This is a genomic window from Erythrobacter dokdonensis DSW-74, from assembly GCF_001677335.1.
Taxonomy (GTDB): Bacteria; Pseudomonadota; Alphaproteobacteria; order Sphingomonadales; family Sphingomonadaceae; genus Erythrobacter; species Erythrobacter dokdonensis.
Genome location: NZ_LZYB01000004.1, coordinates 296,467 through 312,950 on the forward strand (window position 1 = coordinate 296,467; position 16,484 = coordinate 312,950).

Genomic DNA, 16,484 nt, shown 5'->3' on the forward strand with positions numbered 1-16,484 from the left:
TTGCCCGGAAGGCTGGCGGCTGGCGGGCTTGTCCTGCTGGCCGCCCCGGTGCTCGCCGGGGAACCGGATGAACCGGAATGGCCTGCGATCATCGTCACGGCTCCGGCAGGGGAGAGCCGCGCGCTGCCACCGCAGGTGACGGTGCCGCCCAGCCTGCTGATCGATCGCCAGCCGCGCAGCGCCGCCGACGTGCTGCGCGGGGTCGCCGGGGTGACGGTGCGCACCAATTCGCGTGGCGAGACGATCGCCCGGATCCGCGGGGCGGACGAACGCCAGACGCAGGTCTTTCTCGATGGTGCGCCGCTGGCCGTGCCGTGGGATGGACGGGTCGATCTGGGCCTGCTGCCGGCGGGCCTCCTGGGCGGGGTGAGGGTCGTCAAGGGCGCTGCCCCGATCGAATATGGCGCCAATGCGGTTGCAGGAGTGGTCGATTTCTCCACCCGCCAATACGGTCAGGGCAACTTTGCCCATGTCGAAGCCGGAAGCCTTGGGTCAGGCAGCGCCTCGCTGGTGCTGGCCGAGCGGCTGGGCGGGGTAGACACGATCCTCGCCGCCGGAGGCATCACCCGTGACGCCGAGCCGCTGGCAGGCCCGCTTCCCTTCGGCCAGCCGCGGGGCAATCGCCGCACCAATACCGATCTGGACGCAGGCAGCCTGTTCGCAGCGCTTGGCGGCGAGGCCGGCAACCTCGCCTTTCGCGCCTCGCTGCTGCATCTCGAGGCCCGGCGCGGCATCGCTCCCGAAGGCGACCGCCCGCCCGAGGCAGGGCCGCGTTACTGGCGCTATCCCGACATCGCATTGACCCAGGCGACGGTGAACGCCGCGCTCGCGCTGGACGCGGGCGCCACGCTGAAGGTCACCGGCTGGCGGCAGTGGTTCGGGCAGCGGATCGGCCAGTATGCCAGCATCGGTTACGCCGATCTCGAAGCGCGGCAGCAGGACGAGGACGACACCATCGGCGGGCGCGTCACCCTGACCCATCCCGCCGGTCCGCTGACCCTGCGCTGGGCGGCTTCGGCACAATCGAGCACCCATGCCCAGGTCGATACCGCTTTCCCCTCCGGACCTGCGGGCGCGCGGTTGCGGTTTCGTCAGAACCTTCTCAGCCTCGGCCTGGAAGCGGACGCAGTCCTCGCGCCCGGCGTGAAGCTGACGCTGGGCGGTGCCTGGGACCGGGCGGAGACACCGCTCACCGGAGACAAGCCGCCGCAATCCGCATTCGCGGCAGGTGCGGCCTCGGCGGGGTTGGGAATCGATCTGGGGGAAGGCATGGCGCTGACGCTCAGCGGCGGGCGGCGCACCCGCTTTCCCACTGCGCGCGAACTTTTCGGTGTCGCGCTGGGGCGGTTTGCTCTCAACCCCGATCTTGGCCCCGAAGCGGCATGGTTCGCCGACGCCGAGTGGCGTTGGCAGCGCCCCGGGACAACGGTGATGGTCAATCCCTTCGTGATCCGTTCCCAAGATACCCTGGCGCAGCGGGTGCTCGCGGACGGACGCCGCCAGCGTTTCAACCTGCCGGGCGGTGCTACCAGCTACGGCATCGACGCGCTGCTGTCGCATGATCTTGGCGAACGGGTCCGGTTCGAACTCTCCGCCACCGCCCTGCGGGCCCGGGCCGACAGGGGCAGTGCGCCGTTCCGGCGCCTGCCGCAGCGCCCGTCCTACGAGGCGCTGGCCGCGCTTGACTGGAATCTCCCCGGCCGGTTCGATCTGCGTGCCGAGGTGCGGGCGGTAGGCGGTGCGGTCGATGTCGATGCCGATGGCTTGCTGGTGGCATTGCCCGCAGCGGCGGAAGTGGCCCTGCGCGCTGCGGTGCCGGTGGCGCGGTTGGGGGAGAACCGGTTGTTCCTGACCATGGCGGTCGACAATCTCACCGATGCGCAGATCTTCCCGCAGGCCGGTCTGCCTCTGCCCGGCCGGTTGTGGCGTATCGGGTTGCGGTTCGACTAGCCGCGACGCGCGGTTTCAGATCGCACGCGGTGCGCGGGCAAGGCTGGCGCGCTCGGTCAGGGTGATGGCCGAAACGGGAGGATCGCTGCGGGGCGCGTCCCTGTTTTCCAGTGCCGTGATCATCCGCGTGCAGGCTGCGGCAAAGCGGTCGGGCGCGGGGTCGTGCAGCGCCGCGACCGGAGGGTGCGATCGGGCGAGGGCCGGATCATCCTCCAGCGCAATCAGCGACAGATCGCGCGGCACTGCCAGCTTGAGCGCTTGCGCCACATGCAATACCGCCAGCGCCGCTTCGGAACGCATGGTGATGATCGCGGTCGGACGAATGGTCGGCACCAGCCATGCCCGCGCCAGATCGAGCACGTCGCCAAGATCGGGCCGGTCCTCGGCGACGAAATGGCGGTGGGCGCGGCTTCCCTTGCGAGCGAGCGCGCTGCGATATCCGGCCAGACAATATTCCGCATGACCCGGGTCGCTCGGCCCGGTGATGAACCCGATCTGCCGGTGGCCGCGGTCAAGCAGGTGCTGGGCTGCCGCCTCGCCCGGATTTTCGACCGGCGCGCCCGTGCCATGCAGGGTCTGTACCGGCACCTTGCGGCTTTCCAGCGCGGCGCGCAGGTCGGCGCGGCTATCGAGCGGCGGTAGCAATATCGCGCCGTCAGGCTGCACCGCGCCGATTGTGGCTGCCAGTTGCGCATCGCTCGCCGCAGGCGCGCTCTCCGGCGCTATCGGCTCCAGCAGCAGACGATAACCATGCGGGCTGCACGCAAGCGTGCCGGCCGGCAGCAGCCGGTCGAGCCCGAGCGTCGCCTGCGTTTCGGGGGAGGGACTCTCGAACACTGCCAGCAACAGGCGGCTGCGCCCTCCGGCCATGCTGCGTGCGGCAAGACTGGGTACATAGCCGAGCGCGGCGATCGCCTGTTCGACCCGCGTCCGTGCCTCGGGGCTGACCCGCGGGCTCTGATTCATCACCCGCGAGACGGTCTGCCGCGAGACGCCGGCGGCGCTGGCCACATCCTCGATGGTGATGCCTTTTCCCAAGGGCGTGGACCTCTTGTCCCGTTCTGCAACCCGGACAACGCCTTGCGCGCGCCGGATGAACAATTGATGGCAATGTGAGCGATCACGCAAGCACTTTGTAAGCCGCCAATCCCGCGCAACGAGTGATTCCCGCACCCGTCTTGTGCGCTGTTGCAAAGCAGCCATCCTCGTGGCCGAAATGTTACAATGGCGAGAAACATGACAGTGGAAACTTCATGTCTGCGGACCTATAGCATCGTCATGGCGACGCCGATCTACGAATTTGCCCAGATCCCGCGGGTCGATGCTCCCGGCCGTGCGCGCGAGCGCGCCGGCCGCCCGCGCGCGAGCGATCAGGCGCCTGTGGTCGGCGTGATCTACAATCCGCGCAGCCATCGCAATCTTGGCGCCGATTTCGACTGCGGGCTTTCGCCGCATGTCCATATCGCGCGCCCCGGCGACCGTTCGCAGCTGCCTGCGGCACTGGAAGATTTTGCCCGCCGCGGGATCGATCTGCTGGTCATCAATGGCGGCGATGGCACGGTGCGCGACGTGCTGACTTGTGGCCGGCCGATCTTCGGTGATGAATGGCCCGCGATTGCCGTCCTGCCCAAGGGCAAGACCAACGCCCTGACCGTCGATCTCGGCATTCCCGACGACTGGACGCTGCAGGATGCGATCCATGCGCTTGATCATGGCGGGCGGGTGTTCCGGCGACCGATCGAGGTGACGCCGTTCCATGCCGGCGGCGCCGACGCCGGCCTGTTGCGGGTATCGGGCTTCATTCTCGGTGCAGGGGCTTTCACCACCGCCACCCGCGCAGGGCAAAGCGCGCACAAGCTGGGCGCGTTCAACAGCCTCGCGGTCGGGGTCACTGCCCTGTGGGCGCTGATGCAATCGCTGTTCGCGACCCGCGCCAATGCGTGGCGGCGCGGCGCCAGGATGCGGATCGGGCTTGGTGCGGGCGAAGTGCCGATGGCGCATAGCGGACGCGGCGATCCCGAGATGCGGCAGGTGCTGTTCGCCTCTACCCTTGAACGCCTGCCTGCCGGCATCCGGCCCTTCGGCTTCCTGAAGAACGGCCTGAAGCTGGTGGCGGTTGACCAGATTTCGCGGCGCACCGTCGCGCTGGTGCCGCTGGTGTTGCTTGGCAAGCTGCGTAGCGGCTTGCGCGAGCGCGGCATCCACCAGCTCGCCGCGAGCCAGTTCACCCTGTCGATCGACGACCAGTTCATTCTGGACGGGGAAGCTTTCCCGGCGGGGGATTACCGGGTCGAACAGGGGCCGGAGCTCGCCTTCGTCAGACCATGAGCGGCGATCCCGCGCCGCTTGAACAGCGCATTGCCGCCGCGCTCGCGGCGCCGGTCGATCCTGCCGTCACGGAATTCGCCGCCGCTCTCGCTGCTGCTTCGGGTGCGCGGGCCGTGCTGTTCTACGGTTCGAACCTGCGGACAGGTTCGCTTGAAGGCGTGCTCGATTTCTACATCCTGCTGCCCGGCGACGCGGAGGGCGAGGCCACAATCTGGCCGACGGTCAGCTATCACGAGCGCGAGCACGCCACTGGACAGGGCCAAGAAACCCTGCGCGCAAAGGTCGCCACCATGCGCCTTGCGACCTTCGCCCGCGCGGCCGCAGGCGATCTCACCGACACCACTATCTGGGCGCGGTTTGTCCAGCCCAGCGCGCTGGTTTGGGCCGATGATGCGGAGGCCCGCGCGGATGTGACCGAGGCGATCGCGGCAGCCTGCATGACTGCTGCCCGGCTGGCAGCGGCGCTGGGGCCCGAAAGCGGCGCCGCTCAGGACTACTGGCGCACGCTGTTCCGCGCCACCTACGAGGCTGAGTTCCGGGTCGAGAAAAGCGGGCGCGAGAATGATATCCTCGCCGTCAACGCTGCCCATTTCGCCGGGCTGCTGCCCTTGGCCTGGGAAGCGGGCGGAATCCCGGTCAGCGCCGAGGGCGAGCGGCTGACCCCGGATCTGCCGCACTGGCAGCGCAGCGTCATTCTCAAATGGTGGGCGCGCCGCCGCCGGATGGGTAAACCGCTCAATCTGCTGCGCCTCGTCAAGGCCAGCACCACTTTCGAGGGTGCGGCGCGCTACGCCGCCTGGAAGATCGAGCGGCACTCCGGGATGCCGGTCGAGGTTACGCCCTTCCGCGAGCGCTTTCCGCTGCTGGCCGCGCCGCAGGTCCTCTGGAACCTCTGGCGCCACCGCCGCAAGCCGTGACCCCTAGTTCTGGTATTTCACCTGGATCGCGATCCGCGACACGCCCTCGCCTGCCCGAAAGCGGGTCTTTTCGAGCCCGGGCGGGCGCGGGATGCCGAGGAAGGTCCTGATCTCCGGATTGTTCGACATTCCCGCGCCATCGGTCGAGAAGTCCTTCTCGCGGTTCCCGTTGACGTCATGCTGGACAACGATCGCATAGTCGCCGGCCGCCGGCAGGGGGACGCAGACCGTCGTCGATCCCTTGCGCGGGACGGTGTCGATGCGATGGATGTAGCGGCGGCTTTTGAGCCAGTCGCTTTCCCGCGCGCGATAGGTGCGCACGAACAGGTTGCCGCTTGCGGACTTCAGCCCGTTGATCTCAAGGCGCACCGCCGGACCCTGTCCGGGCGCGCACAGGCTCATGTCGTTGTCGATCTTCGCGCCCAGTGTCTGCGCGGCGAGCGGCGTGGCGGCTGCGGCGAGGCCGAGCAGGCCCAGCGCGGCAGCATCAAGCGCCGGACGCAGTGCAGGGCGGGCAGGGACTAGGGCAGTCATCGGCGTGGTTCCGTGCGAAGTGGGAGGGTAAGGACGCGGCCTCTTTTCCCGTCGGTGCCGCTTATCGTCCTGTGATTGCACCTGCGCAATGCCAGCCCCGGCCTGAATTGCGGCTTAATCGTACCGTCACGGTGGAAAACGGCACCAGCGCGCTTGTCGCCCGATTCGCGGCTCCCGTATTGCGGTTAACGCACCTTCGCAAAAGGGCCTAGCGCCGCATCATGCCCACGCCGCTGATTTCGCCATCCATCCTCTCCGCCGATTTCGCCCGGCTGGGGGACGAAGTGCGCGCCATCGACGCAGCGGGCGCCGACTGGATCCATATCGACGTGATGGACGGGCATTTCGTCCCGAACATCACCATCGGTCCCGACGTCGTGAAGGCGCTGCGTCCGCACAGTGCCAAGCCGTTCGACGTTCACCTCATGATTTCCCCGGTCGATCCCTACCTGCAGGCCTTCGCCGAGGCGGGCGCGGACATCATTACCGTTCATCCCGAGGCCGGACCGCATATCCACCGCACGCTGCAGGCGATCCGCGGGCTGGGCAAGAAAGCGGGCGCGGTGATCAATCCCGGCACGCCGGTCGAGGTGCTCGACAACCTGATGGACATGGTCGACCTCATCCTCGTGATGAGCGTCAATCCCGGTTTCGGCGGGCAGAGCTTCATTGCCTCGCAGCTTGCCAAGATCTCCCGCATCCGGTCGATGATCGACGCCGCCGGGCGCGACATCCGGCTCGAGGTCGATGGCGGGGTCAATGCCGAAACCGCGAAGCTGTGCGTTGCGGCCGGGGCCGACGTCCTGGTGGCGGGCTCAGCCACCTTCAAGGGCGGGCCGGATCACTACGCCGCCAATATCGCCGCATTGAAGGGGCAGGGCTGATGGCAACGCTGCTGCGCACACCTGCGGGCCGGAGAGCCGATGCGCTGGTGGAGCGGGTGGCGGATGCCCCGGTGCTGCCCCTGGCCGAAACGCGCCAGAGCGAGGCTCCGGCCGAACCGGCCCCGCCCCCGCCTGAAGAGACGGGCCGCGCGCTTGCCCTGAGCGATGTCATCGCCGCCCCGTCGGGCACTGGCGAGGCGCTGATACGGCTGGCCTATCGCCTCGGCGTACCCGGCCATGCGCTTGCCGCCCCGTTCCGCCGCCCGCAGGCGCTGCGGGTGCTGGCGACGGTCGAAAGTCCCAATCGCGGCGACCGTGCGGCCGGCACGGCGCTGAGGGCCGGACATTTTCTGGTTCACGGGGTGCGCCTGCCGATTTCCGGCTTCGATTTCGCCGGCTCGGCACGTCCTGCGCCCGCCGTGGAGCGGGTGCTGCACTCCTTCTCGTGGCTCGCCGATCTCGCCGCCGCCGCGCCGCGCGCCGATTGCATCCCCGTGGCCGAGCGCATCACGGCCCTGTGGCTCCATGCCCACCGCGAACCGGGCAAGGGTCCGGCGTGGGATGTCGAGCATGCCGGCCTCAGGCTGGTCGCGTGGCTGGTTCATGCCCCGTTGGTTCTCGCGGGCAATGACAAGAGCCTGAAGTCGAAGATGCTTGCTGCCATCGCCGAGACGGCCAACTGGCTCGACAAGCGCGCACCCCGCGAAGGGGCGGGCTTCGGGCAGGTCGCGGGGTGGGCGGGTGTGGTCGCCGCCGGTCTGCTGCTCCCCCACGGCAAGCCCCGCCGGCTTTATGGCGAGGCAGGCCTCGTCAAGGCGCTGGGCGACATGGTGGGCGAGGATGGCGGCGTGCTGTCACGCTGTCCTGCCGCCCAGCTCGACGCGATCCGGCTGCTGACCGATCTGATTGCCTGCTACGAGGCGATGGAGATCGCACCCGCGCCTGCGCTCGAAGTGATGCGCGAATTGCTGGTTCCGCCGTTGCTGGCATTGCGGCACGGCGACGGCGCACTTGGCAACTGGCAGGGGCAGGCGGCGATTCCTGCTGACCGCGTCAATGCCGTGGTCGAGGCATCGGGCGTGCGGACCCGTCCGCTGGGCGTGGTGCAGGGCTGGGGCTACCAGCGCATCAAGGCGGGCGACACGCTTGTGCAGTTCGACACCGCCCCGCCGCCGCGGGCGCGCCATGTCCGCACCGGCTGTGCCTCTACCCTCGCCTTTGAATTGTCGGACGGCCCGGCGCGGGTGATCGTCAATTGCGGCGGTGCGGCGCTGGCAGGCGGGCAGGTGCCGGCGCGCATCGGGCAGGGCCTGCGCGCGACCGCGGCCTTTTCGACCCTGACGCTCGACAATGCCAATTCGACCGCGATCCTGCTCCACGGCCAGCTCGGCAAGGGCGTCGAGACGGTGGAGCTCGAACGCCGGATGATCGCCGGCCGCGGGCGCGAGGCGACGCGGATCGAGGCTGCACATGATGGTTATGCCGCGCGCTTCGGCCTCACGCACCAGCGGATCCTCACCTTGTCGGGGGACGGCACCGAGCTTGCGGGCGAGGACATTCTCGTGCCCACCGCGAAGAAGGGCAAGCGCGGCAAGATCGCCTTCGCCATCCGCTTCCATCTGGGGCGCGGGGTGGAGGTGCAGCTTTCGGGCGACAGGCGCGGGGCAAGCCTGCTTTTGCCCGATGGTCGGCTCTGGCAATTCCGGCTCGGCGGGGATAGGGCGGGCGCCGGCGAGATCACCCTTTCTGCCGAGGATAGCCTGTGGGTCGACGGAGACGGTCGTCCCCACGCCACCGAGCAGCTGGTGATCGAGGGACTGGCATTGCGCAGCGGGGGCCACTTCTCCTGGCTGCTGAAGAAGACAGGATAGGCATTTCATCATGAGTGAGACGGCGATCAGGCGGGCACTGCTGTCAGTGTCCGACAAGAGCGGTTTGGCCGAACTCGGCGCGGCGCTCGCGGCAAGGGGCGTCGAACTGGTCAGCACCGGCGGAACGGCGAAGGCCTTGCGCGATGCGGGCCTTGCGGTGAAGGATGTTGCCGACCTTACCGGCTTTCCCGAGATGATGGACGGGCGGGTCAAGACCTTGCACCCGACCGTGCATGGCGGCCTGCTCGCCCTGCGCGACAATCCCGAACACGTCGCCGCGATGCAGGCCCACGGGATCGGCGCGATCGATCTGGTGGTGGTCAACCTCTACCCCTTCGAGGCGACCGTGGCCAAGGGCGCGAGCCGCGCGGAGATCATCGAGAACATCGATATCGGCGGGCCGTCGATGGTGCGTTCGGCGGCGAAGAACCACGGCTTTGTCACCATCCTCACCGATCCGGCGGACTATGCCACGCTGGTCGCGGAAATGGACGCCAATGGCGGCGCCACGACGCAGGCCTTCCGCACCCGCATGGCGGGCAAGGCCTATGCCCGCACCGCGGCCTATGACAGCGCCATTGCCAGCTGGTTCGCTTTTGCCGATCCCGCAGGCGAGACTACGCCTTTCCCCGACACGCTGCCCATCGCTCTCAAGCGCGCAGACACGCTGCGCTATGGCGAGAACCCGCATCAGGCGGCCGCGATCTATGTCCCGCAGGTAGTGGGGGCGGCGGGCGTTCCGCAAGCCAAGCAGCTTCAGGGCAAGGAACTGAGCTACAACAATCTCAACGATGCCGACGCCGCGCTGGAACTGGCGGCGGAGTTTGCGGGCCAAGAGCCGGCGGTGGTGATCGTCAAGCACGCCAACCCTTGCGGCGTGGCGCAGGGGGCCTCGCTGCTCTCGGCGTGGGAGGCGGCGCTGGCCTGCGATAGCGTGTCGGCCTTCGGCGGGATCGTCGCGGTCAACACCGAGCTCGACGCCGCGACTGCCGAAGCCATCTCGGCGATCTTCACCGAAGTCGTGATCGCCCCTTCGGTCAGCGCCGAGGCGCGCGAGATCTTCGCGAAGAAGAAGAACCTGCGCCTGCTCGAATGCGGGGCTTTGCCCGATCCGCGCCGGGGCGGCCTTGCGCTCAAGACCATCGCCGGGGGCGTACTGATCCAGTCGCGCGACAATGGCGCGATTTCCGCTGATGACCTCAAGGTCGTCACCAAGCGTGCGCCGACCGAGCAGGAGCTGAAGGACTGCCTGTTCGCCTGGACCGTGGCGCGCCATGTGAAATCCAACGCCATCGTCTATGCCAGGGACGGCGCGACCGCGGGGATCGGGGCTGGCCAGATGAACCGCCGGGATTCAGCGCGCATTGCCGCGATCAAGGCGGCGGAGGCTGCCGAGACTTATGGCTGGCCCGCGCCGCGCACCCGGGGCAGCGCGGTTGCCTCGGATGCCTTCTTCCCCTTCGCGGATGGCTTGCTGGCCGCGGCCGAGGCCGGCGCGACGGCGGTGATCCAGCCGGGCGGCTCGATCCGCGACGACGAGGTGATCGCCGCCGCCGACGAGGCGGGCCTTGCGATGGTCTTCACCGGGATGCGCCACTTCCGGCATTAATCCTTTTCCTACCGATTCGCTTCGGAGCACCTGCCGCTCGCGGCCCTGCGGGCCGTTTGGTGCCATCCTACAGGGTGGACGCAAGGCGAAGCTGCGGCAAGCGCGTGAAACACCGGATCAAGACAGGGTCAGGGGGGGTCTAAAGGGCTCTAACGGAGGGCAAAGGTGGGCCTGGATCGGGCTGGCATCGTCGGGCTTTTCGGTCTTTTGCTATAGAAAACAGAGGCTTTTTCCGATTTCCCGATGTTTCACGCCATATCAAACCGCCTCAGCCCCCTTGCCTGCGCCTTGCACTCTATTCCCGGCGCCCGTTTGTAGGAAAGATCCCCGCGCCGCATGGCTTGCAACCATTTGCGGTGCGGTGCGTAACTTCCCGCAGACACCAACCGAAACACAACCTGACGCCCGCGTTCATCGGGTCGCAATTCATTCCCGGCCATGGACGGCCCGACACGACACACAGCGAATCACGAGCAAGCCCGATGCGCCTCTTTTCCTCCGACCTGTTCCGCAACTTCTCGATCGGCTTCGTGCTTGGCGCGCTGCTGGTCGCGGGCGTCAATGCGCAAGGCTGGGACCGCGAGTTCACCGCGCGTGCAGCGCCCATGCCGGAGCGCGTGGAACCCTCGGCGGAGTTCCTGATCGCCCCCGACAAGGTGCCGCAATGAGGCAGTTTGCCGCACTCCTGCTTGCCGGATCGCTGGCCCTGTCGGCTTGCGCCGGTCCGGCCATCGCCGCTGAGGAACCGGTCGACGCGCCTGCCGCGACCCGCATTGCCAAGGAACCGAAAGGCCTCAAGACCGCGGTCTTCGCGGGCGGGTGCTTCTGGGGCGTGGAAGGCGTGTTCAGCCATGTGAAGGGCGTCAAATCCGCGGTCTCCGGCTTTCACGGCGGCAATGCGGCCAGCGCCAAGTACGATATCGTCGTGACCGGCGTCACCGATCATGCCGAGGCGGTGCGGATCACCTATGACCCCGCCGTGGTGCGTTATGACGAATTGCTGCGCATCTTCTTTTCCGTGGTCGCCGACCCGACGCTCAAGAACCGTCAGGGGCCGGATGTCGGCGCGCATTACCGCAGCGCGATCGTGCCGATGAACAAGGAACAGGCCGCGGTGGCGCGCGCCTATATTGCCCAGCTCGGCAAGTCGGGACTGTGGGCCAAGCCGATCGTCACCGCTATCGAGCCTTACAAGGCCTTCTACCCGGCAGAAGGCTATCATCAGGACTTCATGGCGAAAAATCCCCGCCACGGCTACATCCTGCGCTGGGACAAGCCCAAGGTCGAGGCGCTGAAGACGATGTTTCCGACCCATTACCGGGCCGCTTTCCTGCGCGACGCGGGATAGGCTTGCTTGCCGCTGGCGCTGCGGCGGGGTTGAGCCTATATTTGCGTGCATGGGTAAGGACGCACACAGCCACGCGCACCAGGAACTTCACGGCAATACGCTGGTCGAGGCCGCCGGTCGCGCCCTCGCCTCGGCGGGCGAACAATGGACCAGCATGCGCGAGGCGGTGTTTGCCGAGCTTGCCCGGCATGACCGGCCCGTGTCGGCCTATGACATTGCCGACAATCTTTCGGCCGCGCGCGGCAAGCGGGTCGCGCCCAATTCGGTCTACCGCATTCTCGACGTGTTCGTGGCGAACAACCTCGCGATGCGGGTGGAAAGCGCCAATGCCTATCTCGCCAACACCCACCCGGGCTGCGCGCATGACTGCATTTTCCTGGTCTGCGACGAATGCGGCGAGGCGGCCCATGTCGATGACGAGGATGTCAGCCGCGCGGTGCGCGCCATTGCCGCAGACCGCCAGTTCAAGGCGGAGCGCCCGGTGCTGGAGATCCGCGGATTGTGCAAGGCCTGCACCTGACAATCACCTGTCATTGATCGCCATCAAGCCTGAATCGACAGGCTGGTTTCCAGTGTGTAAAGCCGGAACTTATGACTCAACCACCTCACACTCCCCTGCTCGATCAGGTTGATACGCCCGACGATCTGCGCCGCCTGAAGCCCGAACAGCTTCGCCAGCTTGCCGACGAACTCCGCGCCGAGATGATCGACGCGGTCAGCGTGAGCGGCGGGCATCTGGGATCGGGGCTGGGTGTGGTCGAACTGACCGTCGCGATCCACTATGTCTTCAATACGCCCGAGGACAAGCTGGTGTGGGACGTGGGCCACCAGTGCTATCCGCACAAGATCATCACCGGCCGGCGTGACCGCATCCGCACCCTGCGCCAAGGCGGAGGCCTCAGCGGCTTCACCAAGCGTTCGGAGAGCGAATACGACCCCTTCGGCGCCGCGCATTCCTCGACCTCGATCTCGGCGGCGCTCGGCTTTGCCATCGCCAACAAGCTGCAGAACCGCCCCGGTCGCGGCATCGCGGTGATCGGCGATGGTTCGATGAGCGCCGGGATGGCCTACGAGGCGATGAACAACGCCGCGCAGGCGGGCAACCGGCTGATCGTGATCCTCAACGACAACGACATGTCGATCGCGCCGCCGGTGGGCGGGCTTTCGGCCTATCTGGCGCGCATGGTGTCCTCGTCCGAATATCTCGGCATCCGCAGCCTCGCCAGCCGCGCGGTCAAGAAGATGAGCCGCCGCCTGCACGACACCATCGGCAAGGCCGAGGAATTCACCCGCGGCATGGTGACCGGCGGAACCCTGTTTGAAGAACTGGGCTTCTACTATGTCGGCCCGATCGACGGGCACAATCTCGACCACCTGCTCCCCGTGCTCGAGAATGTGCGCGACACGTCCGAAGGCCCGGTGCTGATCCATGTCGTGACCGAGAAGGGCAAGGGCTATGCCCCGGCGGAAAACAGCGCCGACAAGTATCACGGGGTGCCGAAGTTCAACGTCGTCACCGGCGAGAAGGCCAAGAGCGCGCCGAGCGCGCCCGCCTATCAGGACGTGTTCGGCCTGACCCTGGCGAAGCTTGCCGAGACGGACGAACGCATCTGCGCCATCACCGCCGCCATGCCGTCCGGCACCGGGGTCGACAAGTTCGCCAAGGCGCACCCGACCCGCAGCTTCGATGTCGGGATTGCAGAACAGCACGCGGTGACGTTTGCCGCGGGCCTCGCGGCGGAAGGGATGCGGCCCTTTGCGGCGATTTACTCCACCTTCCTCCAGCGCGCCTATGACCAGGTGGTGCACGACGTGTGCATCCAGAACCTGCCCGTGCGCTTCGCCATCGACCGCGCCGGGCTGGTCGGGGCGGACGGGGCGACCCACGCAGGGTCTTTCGACATCACCTATCTCGCGACCCTGCCCAACATGGTGGTGATGGCGGCTTCGGACGAGGCCGAGCTGGTCCACATGACCTATACCGCGGCCGAATATGACGAAGGCCCGATCGCCTTCCGCTACCCGCGCGGCAGCGGCACGGGCGTTCCCCTGCCCGAGGTTCCGGAAAAGCTCGAAATCGGCAAGGGGCGGATGGTGCGCGAAGGCACCAAGGTCGCGATCCTCTCGCTGGGCGCGCGGCTGGCCGAGGCGCTGAAGGCTGCCGACCAGCTCGAGGCCAAGGGGCTGTCGACCTCGGTCGCCGACATGCGCTTTGCCAAGCCACTGGACGAGGAACTCATCGCGAAGCTGATGCGCACCCACGAGGTTGTCGTCACCATCGAGGAAGGCGCAATCGGCGGACTGGGCGCACACGTGCTGACCTATGCCACCGACGAAGGGCTGACTGATGCCGGGCTGAAGGTGCGCACCATGCGCCTGCCCGATACCTTCATCGATCACGACGATCCCAAGAAGCAGTACGACGAGGCCCGCCTCAACGCGCCGCATATCGTCGAAACCGTGCTCAAGGCGCTGAAGCACAACAGCGCGAGCGTGGAGATCGAGGAAGTGCGGGCGTAACCCTAGCGGGTTGCCGGGATACTCCGCGCGGTCAGCTGCACTTGCTCCACCAGCGACAGCGGCGGGCTGTCGGGTGCCACCGCCTGCGGTTCGGCCTGCGGCTCCACCGGCGCTTGTTCCACGACCTCGCCCTTGAGCGCGGCGATCTCGCGTTCGCGCTTGGCGAGGTAGGTGTCGCGCCGCATGGCATAGGGATCGTCCGCGGCGGCGATATCCTTGAGCTCCTCGTCGAACTCCAGCCGCTGGTCCAATCCGTTCACCACGAAATAGGTCGCCGCATAGGCGGGCCGGTTGAACGGCTTGCCCACCGCAATCGGCAGCAGCAGCTGGTCGAGCGTGCTTCCGGCGAGGTCGCGCACCGTGGTTGCGCCGGTGACCGGCAGATAGAGATAGGCGCCCGGCCCCACGCCGTAATAGCCCATCGTATTGGCGAACCCGTTGCGGCGATAGGGCAGGCCGATGCCCGGCTTGGCGGCAACATCGATCAGCCCCCCGACCCCCAGCGTCGAATTGATCGCCAGTCGCCCCAGTGTCTCGAACGCCTTGCCGACCTTGCCCTGCAACAGGAAATTCAATGCATTGCTCGGCTCGCCCAGATTGCGCACGACATTGCCCAGACCATCGCGGATCGGTTCGGGCAGGCCATCGCGATAGGCATAGGCGACCGGCTCGATCACCGCCTGATCGACAGCCTGTGTGATACGATAGCTTTCGGCGTTGAACTTTTCGACCGGGTCGCCTTCGGGCGGGCCGTAGTCGCCCTCGACCAAGATCTCGCCCACCTCCTCCTCAGGCGCCGGTTCGCCTTGGGGAGGGGGCGGCGTGTCCGGGGCATCCTGAAGCGACCACGCCATCGCGCTGACAGGCACCAGCGGCACCGGCGCGGGCGGCACATCGGCCACCGCGAGCGCGGCGCTCAGCAGCGGCGGGGAAACAGTGACGAGTGCAAGACCGGGCATGGCATTCCTTTGTTCCCTCGTTGCCGCCCCGTCCCTATACGCAGGCTGAATTGACCGAAGCGAAAGTGCAAGGCCCCATGTCCTTTATCCGGATCGCCCGCGAAGGCCCCGTCACGATTCTCACGCTTGACCGCGCCGAGACCATGAACCCGCTTGGCGCTCCCGGCGATGGCGATGCGTTCGCCAGCATTGCCGATGCGATCAACCGCGACATGGAATGCCGGGTGGTGATCCTGACCGGCGCGGGGCGGGCCTTCAGCGCGGGCGGCGATATCAAGGCGATGCGGGACAAGACCGGCACCTTCGGTGGCACCGCGCCCGCGATTTCGGACGGTTATCGCGACAATATCCACCGGATGCTGCGCGCCCTGCATGGCCTGCGCGTGCCGGTGATTGCGGCGGTCAACGGCCCCGCGATCGGTCTGGGCTGCGATGTCGCATGCCTCGCCGATATCCGCATCGCTTCCGAGAATGCGAAGTTCGGCGTCACCTTCCTCAAGCTCGGCATCATCCCGGGAGATGGCGGCACCTGGATTCTCCCCCGCGTGATCGGGATGAGCCGCGCGGCCGAACTGTTCTACACCGGCGATGTGATCGACGCGGCCACGGCGAAGGAATGGGGCCTCGTCAGCCGGGTGGTCGCGCCGGATGCGCTGATGGACGAAGCCCGCGCGCTGGCGGGCAGGATCGCCGCCATGCCGCCCCATGCGCTGCGCCAGTCGAAGATGCTGCTGCGGCAAGGCCAACAGGTCAGCTATGACACCGCGCTGGAAATGGCGGCGAACACCCAGGCGATGATGCACACCACCGCCGACCATGCGGAGGGGGTCGCCGCGCTGATCGCAAAGCGGGTGCCCGATTTCAGGGGCGAGTAGCTACCCGATCCAGCGGAACACGCCCGCCGGAATATCCGCGCGCCACAGGTGCATCCAGCTTCCCGCCAGCCACAGCGCCGTGCCCGCGATCAACGGCACCGGTCCGACGCTGAACAACCGCCCCCAGCGCGGCCAGTAGGAGGTCTTGCGCTCCCATTCGGCCCAGGCCTCGCCCATCAGCACTTCCTTCTTGGCGTCCTGAAACTTCGCCCCGACCAGCGCGAGGATGCCCATGGCAAGCGCGGTGACCATCGTCCGCGTGCTCCAGAACAGTGCCATGTGCGATATCGCCCACAGCCCGATGCCCCACATCATCGGGTGGCGGGTGACCCGCAGCGCACCCTTGGGTTCGGCACGGGTCTGGGCCTCGGCCATCGGGGTGGGCAGCGCAGGGTTGCCGATGAAGGAGCCTGCCAGCAACACCATCGCGGGCCAGGTCAGCACTGTGGCGATGATCCAGCCGATCTCTCCCGAGCCGCCGAGATCGGCGCCCGGAGCAGCGATGAAGGCGAAATAGACCCAGCCCAGCGTGGCGAAGCTGACGGCGGTATAGGCGAGGCTGAAGCCCTTTTCCCCCAGCATCCCGACCATGGGTGCGCGCAACGGGTGCGACATGGCGAAATGCGTGCCGACAAAAGCGACATTCGCCGCGATGAGATTGATGATCGACCCGTCCATTGCATAGCCCT

At 67.4% G+C, this 16,484-nt stretch carries 15 protein-coding genes; 11 read left to right on the forward strand and 4 right to left on the reverse strand.

From position 1 onward, the window contains the following. Entirely contained in the window at nt 1–1,950 is a 1,950-nt protein-coding gene (locus tag I603_RS10260; protein WP_158093635.1) for a TonB-dependent receptor plug domain-containing protein, read from the forward strand. 15 nt (nt 1,951–1,965) lie between these two features. Here I603_RS10260 and I603_RS10265 read toward each other — a convergent pair whose 3' ends face one another. Continuing rightward, complete coding sequence (locus tag I603_RS10265; protein ID WP_068864690.1) at nt 1,966–2,988, reverse strand: LacI family DNA-binding transcriptional regulator; 1,023 nt, start codon at nt 2,986–2,988, stop codon at nt 1,966–1,968. A 198-nt stretch (nt 2,989–3,186) separates the two neighbouring features. Here I603_RS10265 and I603_RS10270 point away from each other — a divergent pair, with 198 nt between their 5' ends. Both I603_RS10270 and I603_RS10275 read left to right on the forward strand, forming a co-directional pair. Then, a complete protein-coding gene (locus I603_RS10270; RefSeq protein ID WP_232305350.1) occupies nt 3,187–4,278 on the forward strand; it encodes a diacylglycerol/lipid kinase family protein in 1,092 nt (363 codons plus the stop codon). Then, entirely contained in the window at nt 4,275–5,195 is a 921-nt protein-coding gene (locus I603_RS10275; protein ID WP_068864694.1) for a hypothetical protein, read from the forward strand. Before I603_RS10270 ends, I603_RS10275 begins: the two co-directional genes overlap by 4 nt. A 3-nt stretch (nt 5,196–5,198) precedes the next feature. Here I603_RS10275 and I603_RS10280 read toward each other — a convergent pair whose 3' ends face one another. Further along, a complete protein-coding gene (locus I603_RS10280) occupies nt 5,199–5,729 on the reverse strand; it encodes a DUF2141 domain-containing protein (protein ID WP_068864697.1) in 531 nt (176 codons plus the stop codon). 221 nt (nt 5,730–5,950) lie between these two features. On the opposite strand from I603_RS10280, the gene rpe reads away from it, so the two are divergent. From rpe to dxs, 7 genes are all read left to right on the forward strand, one after another. Then, nucleotides 5,951–6,613, forward strand: a complete 663-nt coding sequence (gene rpe / locus I603_RS10285) for a ribulose-phosphate 3-epimerase (protein ID WP_068864699.1) — start codon at nt 5,951–5,953, stop codon at nt 6,611–6,613. Continuing rightward, complete coding sequence (locus I603_RS10290) at nt 6,613–8,484, forward strand: heparinase II/III family protein (RefSeq protein ID WP_068864701.1); 1,872 nt, start codon at nt 6,613–6,615, stop codon at nt 8,482–8,484. Before rpe ends, I603_RS10290 begins: the two co-directional genes overlap by 1 nt. 10 nt (nt 8,485–8,494) lie before the next feature. Then, nucleotides 8,495–10,093 (forward strand): bifunctional phosphoribosylaminoimidazolecarboxamide formyltransferase/IMP cyclohydrolase, encoded by a 1,599-nt coding sequence (purH, locus tag I603_RS10295; protein ID WP_068864702.1) that lies wholly within the window; start codon nt 8,495–8,497, stop codon nt 10,091–10,093. 482 nt (nt 10,094–10,575) lie between these two features. Next, nucleotides 10,576–10,761 carry a hypothetical protein gene (locus tag I603_RS10300; protein WP_068864704.1) on the forward strand — a complete coding sequence of 62 codons (186 nt, stop codon included), beginning with the start codon at nt 10,576–10,578 and terminating at the stop codon, nt 10,759–10,761. Beyond that, nucleotides 10,758–11,441, forward strand: coding sequence for a peptide-methionine (S)-S-oxide reductase MsrA (msrA, locus tag I603_RS10305; RefSeq protein ID WP_068864706.1), 684 nt, complete (start codon nt 10,758–10,760; stop codon nt 11,439–11,441). The genes I603_RS10300 and msrA overlap by 4 nt, the downstream gene beginning before the upstream one ends. A gap of 49 nt (nt 11,442–11,490) precedes the next feature. Next, the gene (locus I603_RS10310; protein ID WP_068864707.1) at nt 11,491–11,961 is read left to right on the forward strand and encodes a Fur family transcriptional regulator; all 471 of its coding nucleotides are present in this window, start codon (nt 11,491–11,493) and stop codon (nt 11,959–11,961) included. 71 nt (nt 11,962–12,032) lie between these two features. Next, complete coding sequence (gene dxs / locus I603_RS10315; RefSeq protein WP_068864709.1) at nt 12,033–13,961, forward strand: 1-deoxy-D-xylulose-5-phosphate synthase; 1,929 nt, start codon at nt 12,033–12,035, stop codon at nt 13,959–13,961. A 2-nt stretch (nt 13,962–13,963) separates the two neighbouring features. Here dxs and I603_RS10320 read toward each other — a convergent pair whose 3' ends face one another. Beyond that, nucleotides 13,964–14,920 (reverse strand): MlaA family lipoprotein, encoded by a 957-nt coding sequence (locus I603_RS10320; RefSeq protein WP_068864711.1) that lies wholly within the window; start codon nt 14,918–14,920, stop codon nt 13,964–13,966. A gap of 77 nt (nt 14,921–14,997) precedes the next feature. Between I603_RS10320 and I603_RS10325 the strand changes: the two genes are divergently transcribed. Further along, nucleotides 14,998–15,795 (forward strand): crotonase/enoyl-CoA hydratase family protein, encoded by a 798-nt coding sequence (locus tag I603_RS10325; RefSeq protein ID WP_068864712.1) that lies wholly within the window; start codon nt 14,998–15,000, stop codon nt 15,793–15,795. Here I603_RS10325 and I603_RS10330 read toward each other — a convergent pair whose 3' ends face one another. After that, on the reverse strand, nt 15,796–16,473 hold the full coding sequence (locus I603_RS10330; RefSeq protein WP_068864714.1) for an NnrU family protein: 678 nt from the start codon (nt 16,471–16,473) through the stop codon (nt 15,796–15,798). Nucleotides 16,474–16,484 lie beyond the last annotated feature (11 nt).